The organism is Paraliobacillus sediminis (genome assembly GCF_003426055.1).
The window spans coordinates 633,132-649,156 of record NZ_QJSI01000003.1 but is presented as its reverse complement, the minus strand read 5'-3'; the positions used below and the strand labels follow the sequence as shown (position 1 = coordinate 649,156).

Annotated in this window: 15 protein-coding genes, 1 tRNA gene and 1 pseudogene; 5 read left to right on the top strand and 12 right to left on the bottom strand. The window is 36.0% G+C overall.

Features of this window, described 5'->3' with window-relative positions; translation table 11 throughout:
* Nucleotides 1-22: 22 nt before the first annotated feature.
* Nucleotides 23-565, bottom strand: a complete 543-nt coding sequence (locus D2K60_RS15915; protein ID WP_117169454.1) for a DUF5412 family protein — start codon at nt 563-565, stop codon at nt 23-25.
* A gap of 227 nt (nt 566-792) precedes the next feature.
* Between D2K60_RS15915 and D2K60_RS15910 the strand changes: the two genes are divergently transcribed.
* The gene (locus tag D2K60_RS15910) at nt 793-2,085 is read left to right on the top strand and encodes a hydroxymethylglutaryl-CoA reductase, degradative (RefSeq protein WP_117169455.1); all 1,293 of its coding nucleotides are present in this window, start codon (nt 793-795) and stop codon (nt 2,083-2,085) included.
* A gap of 178 nt (nt 2,086-2,263) precedes the next feature.
* Nucleotides 2,264-2,467, top strand: a complete 204-nt coding sequence (locus D2K60_RS15905) for a hypothetical protein (RefSeq protein WP_117169456.1) — start codon at nt 2,264-2,266, stop codon at nt 2,465-2,467.
* Nucleotides 2,468-2,671: 204 nt separating this feature from the next.
* Here the strand turns inward: D2K60_RS15905 and D2K60_RS15900 are convergent, their stop codons facing one another.
* The gene (locus D2K60_RS15900; protein WP_117169457.1) at nt 2,672-3,844 is read right to left on the bottom strand and encodes a hydroxymethylglutaryl-CoA synthase; all 1,173 of its coding nucleotides are present in this window, start codon (nt 3,842-3,844) and stop codon (nt 2,672-2,674) included.
* Nucleotides 3,845-4,256: 412 nt separating this feature from the next.
* Here D2K60_RS15900 and D2K60_RS15895 point away from each other — a divergent pair, with 412 nt between their 5' ends.
* Nucleotides 4,257-5,435 carry an acetyl-CoA C-acetyltransferase gene (locus tag D2K60_RS15895; protein WP_117169458.1) on the top strand — a complete coding sequence of 393 codons (1,179 nt, stop codon included), beginning with the start codon at nt 4,257-4,259 and terminating at the stop codon, nt 5,433-5,435.
* A gap of 66 nt (nt 5,436-5,501) precedes the next feature.
* Here the strand turns inward: D2K60_RS15895 and D2K60_RS15890 are convergent, their stop codons facing one another.
* From D2K60_RS15890 to selB, 4 genes and pseudogenes are all read right to left on the bottom strand, one after another.
* On the bottom strand, nt 5,502-6,734 hold the full coding sequence (locus D2K60_RS15890) for an NADH:flavin oxidoreductase/NADH oxidase family protein (protein WP_117169459.1): 1,233 nt from the start codon (nt 6,732-6,734) through the stop codon (nt 5,502-5,504).
* Between the two features lie 23 nt (nt 6,735-6,757).
* Nucleotides 6,758-8,167 (bottom strand): L-seryl-tRNA(Sec) selenium transferase, encoded by a 1,410-nt coding sequence (gene selA / locus D2K60_RS15885; RefSeq protein ID WP_117169460.1) that lies wholly within the window; start codon nt 8,165-8,167, stop codon nt 6,758-6,760.
* Nucleotides 8,168-8,280: 113 nt separating this feature from the next.
* Nucleotides 8,281-8,466: pseudogene (locus tag D2K60_RS21225) on the bottom strand (Rdx family protein); the annotation flags it as partial.
* 135 nt (nt 8,467-8,601) lie between these two features.
* On the bottom strand, nt 8,602-10,482 hold the full coding sequence (gene selB / locus D2K60_RS15875; RefSeq protein WP_117170359.1) for a selenocysteine-specific translation elongation factor: 1,881 nt from the start codon (nt 10,480-10,482) through the stop codon (nt 8,602-8,604).
* 162 nt (nt 10,483-10,644) lie between these two features.
* On the opposite strand from selB, the gene D2K60_RS20745 reads away from it, so the two are divergent.
* A tRNA-Sec gene (locus D2K60_RS20745) sits at nt 10,645-10,741 on the top strand.
* A gap of 126 nt (nt 10,742-10,867) precedes the next feature.
* Here the strand turns inward: D2K60_RS20745 and D2K60_RS15870 are convergent.
* The 6 genes from D2K60_RS15870 to D2K60_RS15845 form a co-directional block, all read right to left on the bottom strand.
* Complete coding sequence (locus tag D2K60_RS15870) at nt 10,868-11,446, bottom strand: cupin domain-containing protein (protein WP_117169462.1); 579 nt, start codon at nt 11,444-11,446, stop codon at nt 10,868-10,870.
* Nucleotides 11,447-11,586: 140 nt separating this feature from the next.
* A complete protein-coding gene (locus D2K60_RS15865; RefSeq protein ID WP_117169463.1) occupies nt 11,587-12,132 on the bottom strand; it encodes a peroxiredoxin family protein in 546 nt (181 codons plus the stop codon).
* 12 nt (nt 12,133-12,144) lie between these two features.
* A complete protein-coding gene (locus tag D2K60_RS15860; protein WP_117169464.1) occupies nt 12,145-12,888 on the bottom strand; it encodes a cytochrome c biogenesis CcdA family protein in 744 nt (247 codons plus the stop codon).
* Entirely contained in the window at nt 12,885-13,544 is a 660-nt protein-coding gene (locus D2K60_RS15855) for a hypothetical protein (RefSeq protein ID WP_117169465.1), read from the bottom strand. Before D2K60_RS15855 ends, D2K60_RS15860 begins: the two co-directional genes overlap by 4 nt.
* Before the next feature lie 211 nt (nt 13,545-13,755).
* Nucleotides 13,756-14,421, bottom strand: coding sequence for a class I SAM-dependent methyltransferase (locus D2K60_RS15850; protein WP_117169466.1), 666 nt, complete (start codon nt 14,419-14,421; stop codon nt 13,756-13,758).
* A gap of 15 nt (nt 14,422-14,436) precedes the next feature.
* Nucleotides 14,437-14,721, bottom strand: a complete 285-nt coding sequence (locus tag D2K60_RS15845) for a rhodanese-like domain-containing protein (RefSeq protein ID WP_117169467.1) — start codon at nt 14,719-14,721, stop codon at nt 14,437-14,439.
* A gap of 277 nt (nt 14,722-14,998) precedes the next feature.
* On the opposite strand from D2K60_RS15845, the gene D2K60_RS15840 reads away from it, so the two are divergent.
* Complete coding sequence (locus D2K60_RS15840; protein WP_205418591.1) at nt 14,999-15,994, top strand: glycosyltransferase family 4 protein; 996 nt, start codon at nt 14,999-15,001, stop codon at nt 15,992-15,994.
* The last annotated feature ends 31 nt before the right edge of the window (nt 15,995-16,025 follow it).

Genomic DNA, 16,025 nt, shown 5'->3' with positions numbered 1-16,025 from the left:
AGCACGACTATTTTTTAATAAGCTAATATCCAAAAGTATCCCCATTATCTAAATTCAACATTTTATCATTAATCAACACGATGTTATTACTATCCCAATTAATAGAAACTTCTTTGATTCCCTTTTGGTTAAAAATTCTTTTTTTAAACCAAAGTGGGCCATTTAATTCGCCTCTTACTCCGAATGATCCAGTTGCTCCTGCATCATAATAATAGAAATCAATTGTATAATTTTGATCAGGAGACCTAATTGTTTTAATATGTTCATTAACTCCCAATGAAGAAAAAAATGATGTTAATAATATTACTAGAAAAAGAGCTATAGACAATAACAAGGATAAAATGATGGTCACCCAACTTCTTGTTTTACTCTGCCAGTTCTTGCTATCTTTAAACCCCATAACTCCAAAAATAAATGTAAGGATACTAACCAAAAGAAGAATATAAATTGGTGGTGCAATTAGCCAGCTACTAGTACTATCAATAGTAGAATACAATGAATAAAAAGAAATCCCAATACATAAAAATATTAAATAAAATGACCATATATTATACTTTTTCTCCATCATACCACCCCTAACTCAGAAATCACCTTGATAGTTATTTTCCTTTTTATCATTACTTTATATTAAGTTTAACATATAATTACAATCTACTATTACTTTTATATATTCTATTTGATCTCTTTGCTCTCAAGCATTTCTGTGATAAATTAAAAATATAGAAATTTAGCAAACATTACTTATAATTTGGATATGTATATAAGTGTTGCAGATCAACTGGGGGATAAACAATGAAAAAAGAATATTTAAATAAATTTTATCAAAAAACACATGCTGAACGAATCGAAGCATTGGTATCAGCTGAGATCATCTCTCAAGAAGATGCAGTAGATTTTAAGCGTAAATTGGCATTACCAGATGAAATTGCCAACCATATGATTGAAAACCAAATTACTACATACGAATTACCGCTTGGACTTGCACTTAACTTTTTAATTGATCAAAAGGAATTTATTGTTCCTATGGCAACTGAGGAACCATCTGTTATTGCCGCCGCTAGTTCTGCAGCAAAAATTATCAACCAATCAGGTGGTTTTGAGACAACTATACAAGAACGAACGATGATAGGTCAGATTGCTTTAACGAACATTTCTAATATGAATCAAGCGGAACAAAATATTTTACAGCATGTAGATCAGATCATTGAAAAAGCAAATCAAGCCCATCCTTCTATTGTGAAGCGAGGCGGTGGTGCGCGTTCTGTTATAACCAGACAGATTGAAGCAGATGAGCAGTATGATTCGCCTTCCTTTTTTGTAATTCACATCCACATTCAAACATTGGAAGCAATGGGAGCGAATATTATCAATACAATGGTTGAAGCTATTAAGCCTTATCTAGAAAGCTTAACAGGCGGAACTGCCATAATGGGTATACTCTCGAATTATGCAACAGAATGTCTTGCTACTGTAACCTGTCGTATTCCAGTTTCACTATTGCAAAAAGGCAATTTTTCAGGTGAAGAAGTACGTGATCGAATTATTGAAGCCTGTCAATTTGCAATTGTTGATCCATATCGAGCTGTCACACATAATAAAGGTATTATGAATGGCATTGATGCTGTTGTTCTTGCCTCTGGAAATGATACGCGTGCAATCGAAGCGGGCGTACATGCTTATGCCACGCGAAGTGGACAGTATCGTTCTTTATCTAGTTGGACCAAGGCGGAAAACGGTGATTTAGTTGGCATGATGACATTACCCTTACCAGTTGGTGCGGTTGGAGGTTCTATTAACATTCACCCTACAGCACAATTCACGAAACAATTGTTGGGAAATCCAACAGCTAAAGAATTAGAATCTATTATTGTTTCGGTCGGTTTAGGACAAAACTTTTCAGCTCTCAAGGCACTTGTAACAGAGGGTATTCAAAAAGGACATATGGGACTCCATGCCAAATCACTTGCTATTAGTGCAGGTGCTAAAGGAGAGCAAATTGAAGTCGTTACGCAAGAATTAAAACAAAGGAAAAACATGAACCTAGTAACCGCTAAGGATATTTTAAAGCAATTAAATAACAAATAAGTTACGCTATACATTAAACCCGTTTAAATAATTATTTTACTGAAGAAGCAGTCTAACATTAACGTAGACTGCTCTTTTTTTCGTAAATCGTCTCTGGGTCATATCAATTTAGTACGACCTTATATCACAACACGTATAGCATGTATTTTCTTATATATACTATATGTGAGGTGATGACATGAATAACAAGAACAATAAGTATATGAAGAAACAGGTTGATAATCAACCAAACCGGATGGAACAAGAAAATACGTCGGTGAATGTTGAGATGGCCAGCTATGTTGCTTCTGATGATGATAAAAATGAGCGACACAATAATAATGCGCGTGCTTTAGCAGCTGTTGAACCAGAATATCCGAGAATTAATACAGATAATCTCTAACAGTAAAACGAAATCTGAAAAATAATACAGTGAATAATCCTTAAACGAAACAAGAAGTACGGAGTGTATAGTTATAGAAAGCATATATCCTATATTATACCTATTTAACGCTCTTTCACAATACATTTCAACGCTTAACGTTACTGATTTTCCTAACTAAAATAAAATGACCGTTTAGTGATAATCACTTAACGGTCATTTGGCTTATTTATTTTTATTTACATATTGTCGCATATGATCTTTTATACCTGAGAAGCATATAGTCGCTGGGTCTTCATCAATTGGCAATGCAATGTTGTCAATACCTACTGGTAATGTATCTTGGAAGACCTCTTCATACTTAGCAACACTAATTTCTTTTCTATCTGCTAGTAATTTCTCGTGCTGGTCTGCAAATAAGGCGTCACGATAGTTTGGTTGTAATATTCCTGAGAAGAATTCGCCTACTGCTCCTGATCCATAGCTGAATAATCCTATTCTAGCTCCTGGCTCAATGGTATCATTTAATTCAAGTAAGGAAATTAAGCTTAAGTAAAGTGCTCCTGTATAAATATTACCAACAATTGTATTATATCGCTTACTAATTTCAAAATTAGCTAATAAGCGATCTTTGTCAGCTTCTGTACCTTCATCAATCACAGTTCTTAGTGCTTTTAAGCCCATCTTTGTATATGGTAAGTGGAAAAAGATAGATTCAAAATCCTTTAATTCGAATCCTGTCTTTTCTTTATGTTCTTTCCAAACACTTTGGAAAAAGCTCAAATATTGATCGACAGAAAGCTTTCCTTGTACATAGGCTGTATCCGAATAAATTGGACGCCAGAAATCCATCACCTGTTCAGTTTGGTAAGCACTTGGGCTCTCGATTGTCATGATTTTTGGATCTTTACTTACTAATATGGCAACTGCTCCTGCACCCTGGGTAACCTCACCAGTTGTATGTAAGCCATAACGTGCTATATCAGATCCTAATATAAGTACTTTACTTTCTGGATTTAATGCAATATGGCCTTTTGCAATTTGAATACCTGCTGTCGCACCATAACAAGCTTGTTTTACTTCAATTGATCGTGCACTCGAGTTTAAATCCAATAACTCATGGATATAAATAGAAGCTGCTTTGGAGTGATCAATTCCTGATTCTGTTGCAAAAATGACATAATCAATCGTTTTCTTATCTTCATCAGTTAATATTTCTAGCGCAGCATTTGCAGCTAAGGAAACAGAGTCCTGTGTAATAGGTGGAACGGCCATTTTCTCTTGTCCAATTCCAATCGTAAATTTCTCTGGTTCTACATTTCGTGCAATAGCCAATTCTTTTATATCTACGTACATATGTGGTGTATAAAAACCAATTTTATCAATTCCAATTTTCAAAATAGTTCACAATCCTTTTTCATTTAATATAAATCTTCATCTCCACTTGCATTTAATATGTTAGAAATCTTACCTAAGTATAACACCGAATAATGCTTCAGGAAAACCCTATCATTTTCTCTTTGCTGTTTTAGTTGGTCTAGTTGATTTTACAATGCCTCTTGTTTTATACTAGTACACAAGATAGGGAATCCTTTCTTGATTCATTTCGTTGTTATTTCTGAGGATACCCTATCTCTTTTTTATCTTCAAGTAATTTAGACTATTTAATTTACTTTACTAAAACGAGTAAATGGATAAAAGTCAACAGGGAACCTATTATCTACTTATTTAGAAGTAAATAGAGTCAATGAAATATTCTATCTTTCGGATTCAAGTTATTATATATTTCTATGAAGGAGTGCGTGAAAATATGGAAGATGTTGTGATTGTTAGTGCAGTACGAACACCAATTGGTAAGTATAAAGGAAGCCTGAAAAATATATCTGCAGAAAAATTAGGAGCACTGACAGTTAAAGAAGCTATTCGTCGTGCTCATATTACGCCAGAAGAAGTTGATTCGGTTATTTTTGGAAACGTTTTACAAGCGGGACTAGGTCAAAATCCAGCACGACAAATTTCTGTGAATGCTGGAATACCTTATGAAGCAACTGCTATGACAATTAATGAAGTATGTGGTTCTGGTTTAAAATCTGTTATTCTTGGCAGTCAAGCTATTCAACTAGGTGATGCGGATATCGTTGTCGTAGGCGGTACAGAAAATATGACACAAGCGCCTCATCTTTTACCGAATTATCGTATGGATAAAGACGCGGATGTGTCAAATTTAAAAGACAGTATGATCCATGACGGTTTAACTGATGCGTTTGATCAAACCCATATGGGAATTACAGGTGAAAATGTAGCAGAGAAACTAGTTGTTTCTCGTGAAGAGCAAGATGCATTTGCTTTACGATCGCAACAAAAAGCACAACATGCGATTGAAACTGGTAAATTTGATGATGAGATCATTCCAGTTAAAGTAGAAGATGACACTGGCGAAGAATATTTATTTTCCGCAGATGAACATGTCCGTAAAAATTTAAAAATAGAAGATTTGCAGAAACTTAAAACACCGTTTCTTAAAGATGGAACAGTAACAGCTGGTAATGCATCTGGTATTAACGATTGTGCTGCAACACTTGTACTGATGAAGAAATCAACGGCAGAAGAAAGAAACATCCCATATTTAGCGACAATTAAAGGATATGCAGAAGTTGGTACAGATCCTTCATTAATGGGCTATGCACCATATTATTCTATCAAAAAGCTAATGGAGAAAACAGATCTTAGTTTAGATCAGATCGATTTATTTGAATTAAATGAGGCTTTTGCTTCACAAAGTATTGCAGTATTAAGAGACTTGAAAATTGATACTGACAAAGTAAATGTTAATGGTGGTGCAATAGCACTGGGCCATCCAATTGGCGCATCTGGAGCTAGGATTCTAGTAACATTACTTCACGAAATGCAAAAGACAGACGCCCATTATGGTCTAGGCTCTCTTTGTGTAGGTGGCGGAATTGGTGTTTCTATGATCTTGGAACGATAGATAAATAAATTAAAAATGCAAGGCCAACTAGGTTGTACCCTATTGGCCTTGCATTTTTTTATTCTATTAAACTCTTCTTTTTTGAAAAACAGCTCGACCATTCTTAGTGATGGTTAGGAATAGAGAAAGGATCGGAGAGAAATTAGGTTTGGTTTTCTTTCCCTTGCCTATTCGTGTTAATTGTTGCGCGTACCAGATTAATTCCATTAATCCTTTATTGTCAATAAAAGACAACCCTGTTTTTATAGGTTTTATGACAACTTTCGTACCTTTGTCAAGTAATATTTGATTCGCATAGCCTGGATCTATAGCTAATGGTCTTGCTAATCCGATTAGGTCAGTTGCTCCGGACTGTAGTGCTTCATCCATTCCCGAACGGGTTCTAAATCCACCTGTTAAGATCAGTGGTATACGTGTTTTCTCTTTTAGTTTCGACGCATATTCTAAAAAATACGCTTCTCTTTTAATTGTTGATTCCTTTACATTATTACCAGTCATTTCTGGTCGTTCATATGTACCACCAGAAATTTCAATTAGGTCAACACCAAGTCTATCTAATTCTGTGATCACGAATTGTGATTCCTCTTCAGAAAAACCTGCTTTCATAAAATCAGAGCTATTGATTTTAACACCTATTGGAAAGTCATCTCCAACTTCTAAACGCATAGATTGATAGATTTCTGACAAGAATCGGAAGCGATTTTCAACTGTTCCGCCCCATTTATCATCTCTCTGGTTGTGTCTTGGAGAAAGAAATTGACTGATTAGATAACCATGCGCCGCATGAATTTGCACACCAGTAAATCCAGCACTTTTAGCGAGTTTCGCTGTGTTAGCAAATTGTTGGATCAGGTCATTAATTTCTTCTTCGGTTAGTGCACGACACATTGGAAAGAAACGTTGGAAATTTGGCTCAAAAGGAATTGCAGATGGTGCCAAAGCTTCAGAGGCGACCCCTTTAATAACCTGTTTTCCTGGGTGATTGATTTGCATCCATAAATGGGTATTGTTTTTCGTGCCTGCTTTCGCCCACTTTTTAAATACTCCAAGATTGTTGTCATTATCTAATACAATATTTTTAGGCTCTCCAAGTGCTGTGTTGTTTATCATTACGTTTCCGGTAATGACAAGTCCAGCTCCCCCATCTGCCCACGCCTCATATAAACGATTAATATTGTCCGTTGGAAGGTGATCTCTTGTAGAAAGGCCCTCACTCATTGCTGACTTCACGATGCGATTTTTAAATGTTATCGCTCCATTTTTTAAATAAAAGGGCTGACTTACAGTTAGTTCGTTCATATTTTAAGTCTCCTCTCCTATTTTCACCTATCTGCTACTATAAATGCCTGGATAAGCTCTGGCATTTCTTCTATAGAAATCGTTCGAAAATCTATCATGACCTGTTCCTCTTGAATCCGTGTAATGATGGCTGGCGTTCCAAGTCTAAGTTTTTCAGCCAATTCATTTTCTGAATAGGTAGCATGTGTTAACGAGACCACATATGTTGGAAGTTGGACATCTGGCATCGTCCCTCCACCAATTTGTGAGGTCGATTCTTTAATATAACAGTGATATCCTGTATCTACTTCCGTTAACGCTGTTATAAACGCATTTGCCTGGTTTTCAATCTCGCTTAACGTTTTTGTAATATCTCTTACTGTAGGAAGTTTTCGCGTAGCTTCCTCACTTGTTAGATAATCGCGTAGTGTTTTTTCAAGTCCTGCAAAAGTCATTTTATCAACGCGAAGGACTCTTGCTAATTGGTGCTTTTTCAATCGGTTAATTAGTTCCTTTTTACCAACAATAATACCAGCCTGCGGTCCTCCTAGTAATTTATCCCCGCTAAAAGAGACGAGATCAACGCCAGATTGAATCACTTCTTTCACAACTGGCTCCTCGCCAATACCATCTTTTCTAAAGTCATATATAGATCCGCTTCCCAAATCCTCATAAAAAATTAGACCCTCGTGTTGATTTTTAAGCGTTACTAAAGCCTCTGTTTGAACCGACTCAGTAAAACCAATCATTTTAAAATTACTTGTATGTACTTTTAATAACATACCTGTATTCTCACTGATTGCATTTTGATAATCATACAAATGCGTCTTGTTTGTTGTACCAACTTCGACAAGATTAGCTCCACTTTCCTCCATAATCGAAGAAATGCGAAATGAGCCGCCAATTTCTACAAGCTGTCCTCTGGAAACAATCACTTCTTTATCTTTGGCCAATGCCCGTAAAATCAGATAAACAGCTGCGGCATTATTGTTCACAACCATCGCCGCTTCCGCACCAGTAACTTCTATCAATAATTCTTCCAAAATATCATGGCGTGATCCACGTTTTCCTTCATCTATGTTGTACTCTAAGTTCGAGTAACTTCCCGCAATAGCCACTACATGCGCAATCGCATCATCACTTAATCGTGCTCGTCCTAAATTCGTATGTAAAACAGTACCCGTACCATTAATAACAGGTGTAAGAAAATCTTCTTGTCGCTTGTGTACACTCTCCTCTGTACGGGTAATGATGTAGTTGAAAAAGTTTTCTTTTGAGGGGTTTTCAATCGGTGAAGTACCAGTGAGAAGCTTCACGCGCAAGTCACTTATTATCTGTTGGATGACTGTAATAACCCGTGATTCAGTTAAACCGGTTGTTTCAATAAGCTTTATGAATTGCTCACTTTTTTTAAAAGCATGCACGGGTGGCAATTCCCTTACTAAATGCTTCATCTTAACGCCTCCTCTTCGACTGTACATTATTAGTATAAAGGCAAATGTTTTTATTGGAAAGTTAAAGCTACTGCTGATCTGACGTGTAGTCCTAATCAACAGTAGCTTTTTTGTTAGTGTTTGTCTATTTCTTCGATAATATCTGCCAGATCAGGATATTCGCCTGTCTCTCGTTTCGAATAGATCTTGTTCCCATTCACACTAATCTCAAAGACTCCACCAGAGCTTGGGATTAACTCTAATGATGTGATTGCGGTTCGATAATGGGTAAATAACTGTTCCGCAAAACTTGCGGCTTTAGGTGCGTAGTTTCATTGCATGCAAAATTCAATAACTAGTTTATAATCCATTCGAGGTTGCCTCCTTCTTACTCGTATCTATCTTCTTATTATAACGATAATAGGGATAAAACTAAAAAGTTATGCTCGAATGTATTAGATCCAATAACGCTTCGTTTCACCACGTTTGGTAAGATCTAATTGATCTAATAGCTCTAGTAGTGGAATAAGGTATTTACGTGAGACATGCCAGATTTCTTTTGCATCTTTTAAATTAAAAGAATCTCCTGTTTGTTGCTGTAACGTATGAATTGCTAGCTCAAAAGCTTTTTTATCAACAAGCAACTCTGCTGTTAACTGATAGGCTTGTTCTGTCTGAAGCAAATAGTTCTTTAATTCATCTACTTCTTTTTGTGAAAAAGGTGTGCCGATAAAGTAGTCTTCCCATTTTTGTACAGACAGACCATCAGCAGCAACCGTCTGAATAATTTCTACCATCCGTTTTGCCCATTTTTCGGGAAGGTGTGGTAAAAAGCTTGTCACAGCAATAAATTGACTTTCTTTTTTTATTATACCCTCTGCTATTGCTTCTTCCAACGTATATACGACCAGTTGCTTTGGAAAGTGAGCTTGTACCAATTGGATTAATTCAGCTTTATTCATACCGATACGCATTGGAAAAGCTTGATGATAGTGATTCAATTCGGTTACCAACATATCCTTAATGATTTCGACGTCTTTTTTTCGTGCATATTTTTTACTGGATAAGCTAATAAATTGATCATTTTCTACAAGTTTCGCGACTACTTCTTTATCTAGTGAAGTCAGTTGAATAAGTTGATCAAGGGACAACAAACCGTCATGTGAAAGTGCATCAACAATTAAATCCACTGGCGACCCTTGTTTCTTTTTCTCAAGCACCTCGATTGTTTCAATACCAAAACGATATTTCTCACCAAGTGGATCAATCACCCAACCACCACCTATTGTTTCTACAGGAGTTGGTCTTCTTAAAATAAAACGATCACCCCTGCGAGCAACTACTTCATTATCTAATCGAATTTGACAGAGCACTTCTTCTGTTTCTTCTGTTAGCTCATTCCGATCAAAAAAGACAATCTTACCGATCACTTCGGAAGTACCAATATGAACCTTTACAGGTGCACGTTGTTTTAATGTGTGCCGGATAGCTTTTACAAATCGAATCGAAACATCGATCGTCTGCGTGACTAAAAAATGTTCAGAAGTTACTAAAACGTCACCACGTTGGATCTCTTCACGATCTATTCCACCAAGGTTAATCGCTGTTCGTTGACCAGCTCTTGCATCTTTTACATCATTGTTATGTACCTGAATATTTCGCGCGCGCACTTTTTTTCTAGATGGTAATACAGTTAATTGGCTTGCTTGTTTAACAATACCTTCATAAATTGTTCCTCTTATGATCGTCCCTTGTCCCTGGACAGTAAAAACCTGATCAATCGGCATTCGAAAAGAACCATAACGATCGCGATTTTCTATCGTATTAACCTGCCTAAATATCTGATCTTTTAACTGATCAATTCCTTTTCCTGAAACACTATCAACATAAAACACTTCCGAATGTTCAAAAGCAGTTCCTTCAAGATTGTCGGCTATATCTAAACTGACAAGTTCTAACATGTCCGCTTCGACACGATCGATTTTTGTTACCGCAATAATAGCGTGTTTCACACCTAAAAACTCTAATATCTCAATATGTTCCCTTGTTTGTGGCATTACACCTTCGTCTGCCGCAATAACAAGTACGACAAGATCAATACCAGCAACACCAGCAATCATTTGACGAATAAAACGTTCATGACCAGGTACATCGACAATTGAAACGTGCGTACCATCTTGTGTATGTATCGGGGCATAACCTAAAGTAATCGAGATGCCGCGTTCTTTTTCTTCTTTCAATCGATCTGTATCGACGTTTGTTAATGCTTTCGTTAGCGTTGTTTTGCCGTGGTCAATATGCCCGGCCATGCCAATCGTATAATATGACTCTTCCATTTTTAAACCTGCTTTCATCCGTTCTTTATATCTCTACTTTAATCATAGATTGCAGGTGAATCAAGCATAATAGATTAAAATGATATAATTTCATCAAACACCTTACTTGCGATTCGACTAATTTCGTTATAAACTAATACAAGCTTCATATTAATATCTAATGGGGTTGGATGGGTGACTGGTGTCCTCCTGGGTCTTCAAAACCCTGAGGGGCCTGCGTGTCAGGCTCGGTGGGTTCGATTCCCACACAATTCCGCCAAAATATAATACTACTATTTTTCACTTTAGTAATACATCTTTAGAATATCTTAATAAGAAAAAAACTGTTAGCTTATAATCACAAAAAAGGCCAAATCATTATCTGATTTGGTCTTTTCTTCTTCTTTTAAGCATTGCCTTCTTCTGCAGCCATTGCATCTCTTTTGGTAGGATGAACAGTACCAAATGGATGATTAGGTGGAGCATAGATCGAATATAGTTTTAGTGGAATAGTGCCTGTATTGATGAGATTATGCCACGTGCCTGCAGGGATAATAATGGCAGAATCATCATAGACATTTTCTTCAAAGGTTACATTGTTTTTTGTGTTGCCCATCCGAACATTTCCCTGGCCTTGTTCAACACGTAAGAATTGATCAACATCAGCATGCATTTCTAAACCAATATCTTCGCCTACATCCAGACTCATTAATGTCACTTGAAACTGTGATCCTGTCCATAATGCTGTGCGAAATGTATTGTTAGTCTTCGTTGCATCATTAATATTAATGACAAATGGTTGTGGTCCATAATCTTTTGTAGGTATATTCGTGTCTACGTTTGAATAACGCATATTATCAACTCTGTTCCACTGATTTAACTGATTAGAAAAATCCGACTGAACAAACTGTCTTCCGAAATGATACATCGGTGCTTGCACATAATAAGGATAGTGAGCCGGATACATATATGGTATATAGTACATTCTTACAATCCCTTCAACGTTGATAAAATTATCCTATGCACGTCGTTCGGGAATGTACGTCACTTAGATCGCATTTATTTAATTAAAGCGCACATTTACTACACTAGGTCAAGAAAGATTTTCCATAGCTCAATATGGCCCTATTGCATCTTTTCAAACTCTGCTACCATCATCTCGTAATTTAATGCACCCAAAGCTTTATAACGAATGATACCCTTGGAATCTATCATATAAGATGAAGGAATTGGACGTATTTGATATGTTGTTGCAACCTCGTTCTTTTCATCTAGAAAAATCGGGAATGATAAATTAAAATCTTCTTTAAAGTCATTGACATCAGTTAGATTTGCTTCTGTTTCTGTTAAATTGACTGCTACTATTGCAACGTCATTTGCTTGATAAAATGCTTCCATATCTGGCATTTCTGCACGGCACGGTGGGCACCAAGTCGCCCAGAAGTTTAACATGACCCTTTGGCCTCTGTAATCTGATAGTTTTACGGTTTCTCCATCTAATGTCTCGAGTTGGAAATCAGGTGCAATGTTATCTACCTCAATTCCGATTTTAGCATCCGACGTTTCATTTTCGATAGTAGAAAGATTTTTTTCTTTACCATCTTTAAGTAAGTCAAAAATGGCGTAACCGAACATTCCTACAAGTACGGCAATAACGATCACTTTTTTCATTTACACCCCTCCTTATCCTAAATTTGAGAACCAACTGTCTTGTACGAATCGTAATAAGATATTAGAAATTCGAGCTAACTGTCCTGTAAATAGAAGGAGGCCCATAACAACCATAATCCCGCCACCAATTTTCATTATTTTTTGACTATATGTAACAAGCCATTTTGTTGAACCTAAGAAAAAAGTCAACAAGAAGAATGGAATCGCAAAACCAATAACATACGTAATGGTATAGACAGCCCCCATAGTTGGATCACTACCAGCGATGACAAGAATAGATGCAAAGATCGGACCAATACATGGTGTCCAGCCTGCAGCAAACCCCATTCCTACAAAAACAGTGCCTATATAGCCAACCGGTTTTTTAGTAAAGTGAAAACGTCGTTCTTTCATAAGGCCTTTCCATTGAATTAGACCGGCAACAAACAGACCCATGATGATAATAAAAAGACCAGCAATGCGTTGTAGAAAAACACCTGATTGACCTGATAATAAGCCTTGCACCCATTGTCCAAGAAGCGATACGCCTACACCCAAACTTATGAAAATAAGCGATACACCTAGTATAAATAGACTTGCGTGAATCAATAATTTTCTACGTACTTTAATTTCTTGTGATCCCTGTATTTCTTTTACAGTCATTCCGGTTATGTAGGATAGATAAGCTGGGAACAATGGCAGTGTACAAGGCGAAAGAAAAGACAGGGTTCCTGCACCTAATGCTAGCCAAAGTGTAATGTCAGCAACTGGATTCATTTTTTTACCCTCTTTCTATAGATACATAATAAAATAACAGCTAAACTAATAGCTCCATAAAACCAATGACTTAGATAAAATTGAAATACTGTTGTCTCTGAAAAAATAGATAAAAGCCATTGTCCAATACTCCATGTTACCAAACCAATTAATACTAATTTTTCTTTAGCTAACTTGTCTTGTTGCAAGACGAATAGTATTAGTAATAATAAGAGTAAACCTAAGTACGGTAAACTAAATGCGGCTGTTCCTGCTATCAGTTGAATAAAACCATACGTAAATGAAGCAGTGAAAAACACAATTAAAAAGGCATACAGTAACGCTATTACTTGATGATATGCACGCTTTGTCTTTATTTGCACATAAATCACTGATAAAATATTCGCAATATAAAATGCTGCGGAGTCACTGGGATAGGCTAATATCGAGATTGGATCAGTTATAAATGTGCTAAAGTTAGTTAAAATCTTTCCAATCCACAAAGCTAAGACAAATACAATTAGCAGGTTGATCACTTCATCTGTCTTTTGTTTTGTGGTAATTTTTGAGTAGGAACTAATAGTACGAAAAAAAATAATTCCGACAATGAAACTTGCTAATAGTATTACAAGTTCACTTTTAATAACTAAAGGTCCAATCAACCAAGCAGATGGCATCAAACATCCCTCCTCCTCTTTTTATAAGATTATTAATACTATGTTAAAACAAGACAACGAAAAAGAACGATAAAGGTATGTCACAGACCTCTATCCCCCTTATTCTACTTCATTAAAAGAACTTTTCTAGTAATGAATAGATGACAAATGCCGCTCCTGCCAGGAACGCTATTTTTTGAGGCGGTCACAACATGGTCCATAAGCTTTTCACTTAATATTCCATCTCTCCTTCATTCAGTTCTGCCTTAATTGCATAATGTACTGCATTTAAGTCAATCGCTTCGGCACTAAAACCAGCAGTATTAAGGAATTTGATCATTCCATTGGAAGAAATGCGTTCGTCAAGAGGCGGACCAGATTCTGTTTCAATTGCTTTCCACTCGATAAGTAGCAATTCTCCACCGGGCTTTATTATGCGTTTTATTTCATTTATTGACGTTTCTAAATTTGTTACTTCATGAATAACTAATGATACAAGTACTTTATTTACCGCGTTATCAGGTAATTGAATATCCTCTAAATCACTTATAACATAATCAATATTGTCTAATCGTTCCTTTGTTGTATTCTCTTTTAACATATCAAGCATCTTTGGTTCGATATCAACAGCGTATACCGTATTAGTTGTATTTCTCGCAATAGGAATAGTGAAATAACCATTACCTGCTCCTAAATCTGCAACTTTATCAGTAGGAGTTAATTTTAGATAGTCTATTATTTTGCTCTGTGGCAATTGCACTTTCCGCTCTTCGCTCATTAATTTATCAGCATGTTCTGGATTAAATCGCTTATTTGTCAACTTATTTTTTGCCCCTTTCGGATTAAGGATGCGGTGAATCAAATTAGTTAGACCACCGTTACCTTTTGTATTGTTCATTTAAAATTAGTTTTTCTACTCCCAATCAAGCATGCCACCTGTCATATTAATTACGTTGAATCCTCGTCCTTCAAGAAATTGTGATGCACGACCGCTTCTTCCACCAGATTGACAAACCATAATATATTCCTTTGACTTATCTAATTCATGCATGCGAAATTCTAATAATCCTAATGGTATGTTTAAAGCACCTGGAATTATTCCCGAAGATACTTCCGCTACTTCACGTACATCTATAATGTTTAGCCCTCTATTTTCTGCTAACAACTTTTTTAATTCACTTGTTGAAATGTTTTTCAAGAGTATATCTCCTCTCATTTATAAATTTTAAAAAACCGATCGTATCAATGTTATTACATTAATTATCATATACCCCTAATGGTATTTAGTCAACCAATTGATTCTGATTTAGAATGAATTAATTGTAATTAAGGCATAGCATTTATATAATGTAATAGGAAATACTTGATACATATTCGTAAAGTAATAAATAATCTTATATTTCGTGTCTGTGGTGTAATTATTTTAGAGCATCTTTTAAACTAAAAAATAACAAATTGACTAAAGGATGAAGAATATGAAAGTTTTATTAGCAACACCTAATTTTCATCAGCCGCGTGGAAATACGATAACGGTGCAACGAATTGCGGACGGATTAGAAAAGCTTGGTATTAATACAGAGATTATTTCAACAACAGAAAATCAGCTAATTAAAAGTTTACCTGAAGCGGATATCGTCCATGGTTTCCATGCCTATCGTTTCTACACGTTTATGCAACAGTTAGATACAAAACCAAAAGCATACATGATTACGATGACAGGTACGGATTTAAATCATAATCTTTATGACGATGATACACGCCACGATGTGATCACTTGTCTTCGGGAAGCAAAAGCAATTCATGTATTTAATGAAGAAGGGAAAAAAAAAATTGAGAAGGAGATTCCAGAGATAATGGATAAATTGTTTATGATTCCCCAAGGAACAAGTGCGTTTACACAAGCGAGCATTCCTCATAAAAAACAAGACGGTTCTTTTTTGTTTGTTTTACCGGCTGGAATTAGAAAAATAAAAAATGTACCAGCAGCAATTACGATGCTCAAGTTACTCCGCGAGAAGTATACAAACATACGACTATGGCTAGTCGGTCCTATTCTTGAAGAGGCAGAAGGTATAAAAGTGAAACGTTTGGTAGAAGAGAATAATGAATGGGTAAGTTATCTTGGACAAGTTCCACATGATCAAATGGGAACCATATACAGGCAAGCGGATTGTATTTTAAACACGTCAGTTTCTGAAGGCCAGTCTTCAGCCATTCTAGAAGCAATGGGATACGGTTTACCCGTTTTAGTAGCAAATAATGAGGGAAATGCTAGTATTGTAATGCATGAAGAAACTGGTTTTATATATGATTCGTCAAGCCAATTTCTTGATTATGCAGCGCAAATAATGAATAATATAACTTTAAGGCAAGCTATCGGGCATCAGGCTAAAAGTTATATTTCAGCTCATCATTCAGGTAATGATGAAGTGGAAAGCTTGTTACGTATATATAAAACCCGATTAAAATGATTTGTTAACAGAGAATATTTGATTAGAGGAG

What these genes read in the sequence shown, in the direction of transcription:
- D2K60_RS15895 (WP_117169458.1), top strand. Translation starts at nt 4,257, where the DNA reads ATGGAAGATGTTGTGATTGTTAGTGCAGTACGAACACCAATTGGTAAG.
- D2K60_RS15870 (WP_117169462.1), bottom strand. Translation starts at nt 11,446, where the DNA reads ATGTACTATATACCATATATGTATCCGGCTCACTATCCTTATTATGTG.
- D2K60_RS15915 (WP_117169454.1), bottom strand. Translation starts at nt 565, where the DNA reads ATGGAGAAAAAGTATAATATATGGTCATTTTATTTAATATTTTTATGT.
- D2K60_RS15855 (WP_117169465.1), bottom strand. Translation starts at nt 13,544, where the DNA reads ATGCCATCTGCTTGGTTGATTGGACCTTTAGTTATTAAAAGTGAACTT.
- selB (WP_117170359.1), bottom strand. Translation starts at nt 10,482, where the DNA reads ATGGAAGAGTCATATTATACGATTGGCATGGCCGGGCATATTGACCAC.
- D2K60_RS15905 (WP_117169456.1), top strand. Translation starts at nt 2,264, where the DNA reads ATGAATAACAAGAACAATAAGTATATGAAGAAACAGGTTGATAATCAA.
- D2K60_RS15860 (WP_117169464.1), bottom strand. Translation starts at nt 12,888, where the DNA reads ATGAATCCAGTTGCTGACATTACACTTTGGCTAGCATTAGGTGCAGGA.
- selA (WP_117169460.1), bottom strand. Translation starts at nt 8,167, where the DNA reads ATGAAGCATTTAGTAAGGGAATTGCCACCCGTGCATGCTTTTAAAAAA.
- D2K60_RS15890 (WP_117169459.1), bottom strand. Translation starts at nt 6,734, where the DNA reads ATGAACGAACTAACTGTAAGTCAGCCCTTTTATTTAAAAAATGGAGCG.
- D2K60_RS15910 (WP_117169455.1), top strand. Translation starts at nt 793, where the DNA reads ATGAAAAAAGAATATTTAAATAAATTTTATCAAAAAACACATGCTGAA.
- D2K60_RS15865 (WP_117169463.1), bottom strand. Translation starts at nt 12,132, where the DNA reads ATGAAAAAAGTGATCGTTATTGCCGTACTTGTAGGAATGTTCGGTTAC.
- D2K60_RS15840 (WP_205418591.1), top strand. Translation starts at nt 14,999, where the DNA reads ATGAAAGTTTTATTAGCAACACCTAATTTTCATCAGCCGCGTGGAAAT.
- D2K60_RS15850 (WP_117169466.1), bottom strand. Translation starts at nt 14,421, where the DNA reads ATGAACAATACAAAAGGTAACGGTGGTCTAACTAATTTGATTCACCGC.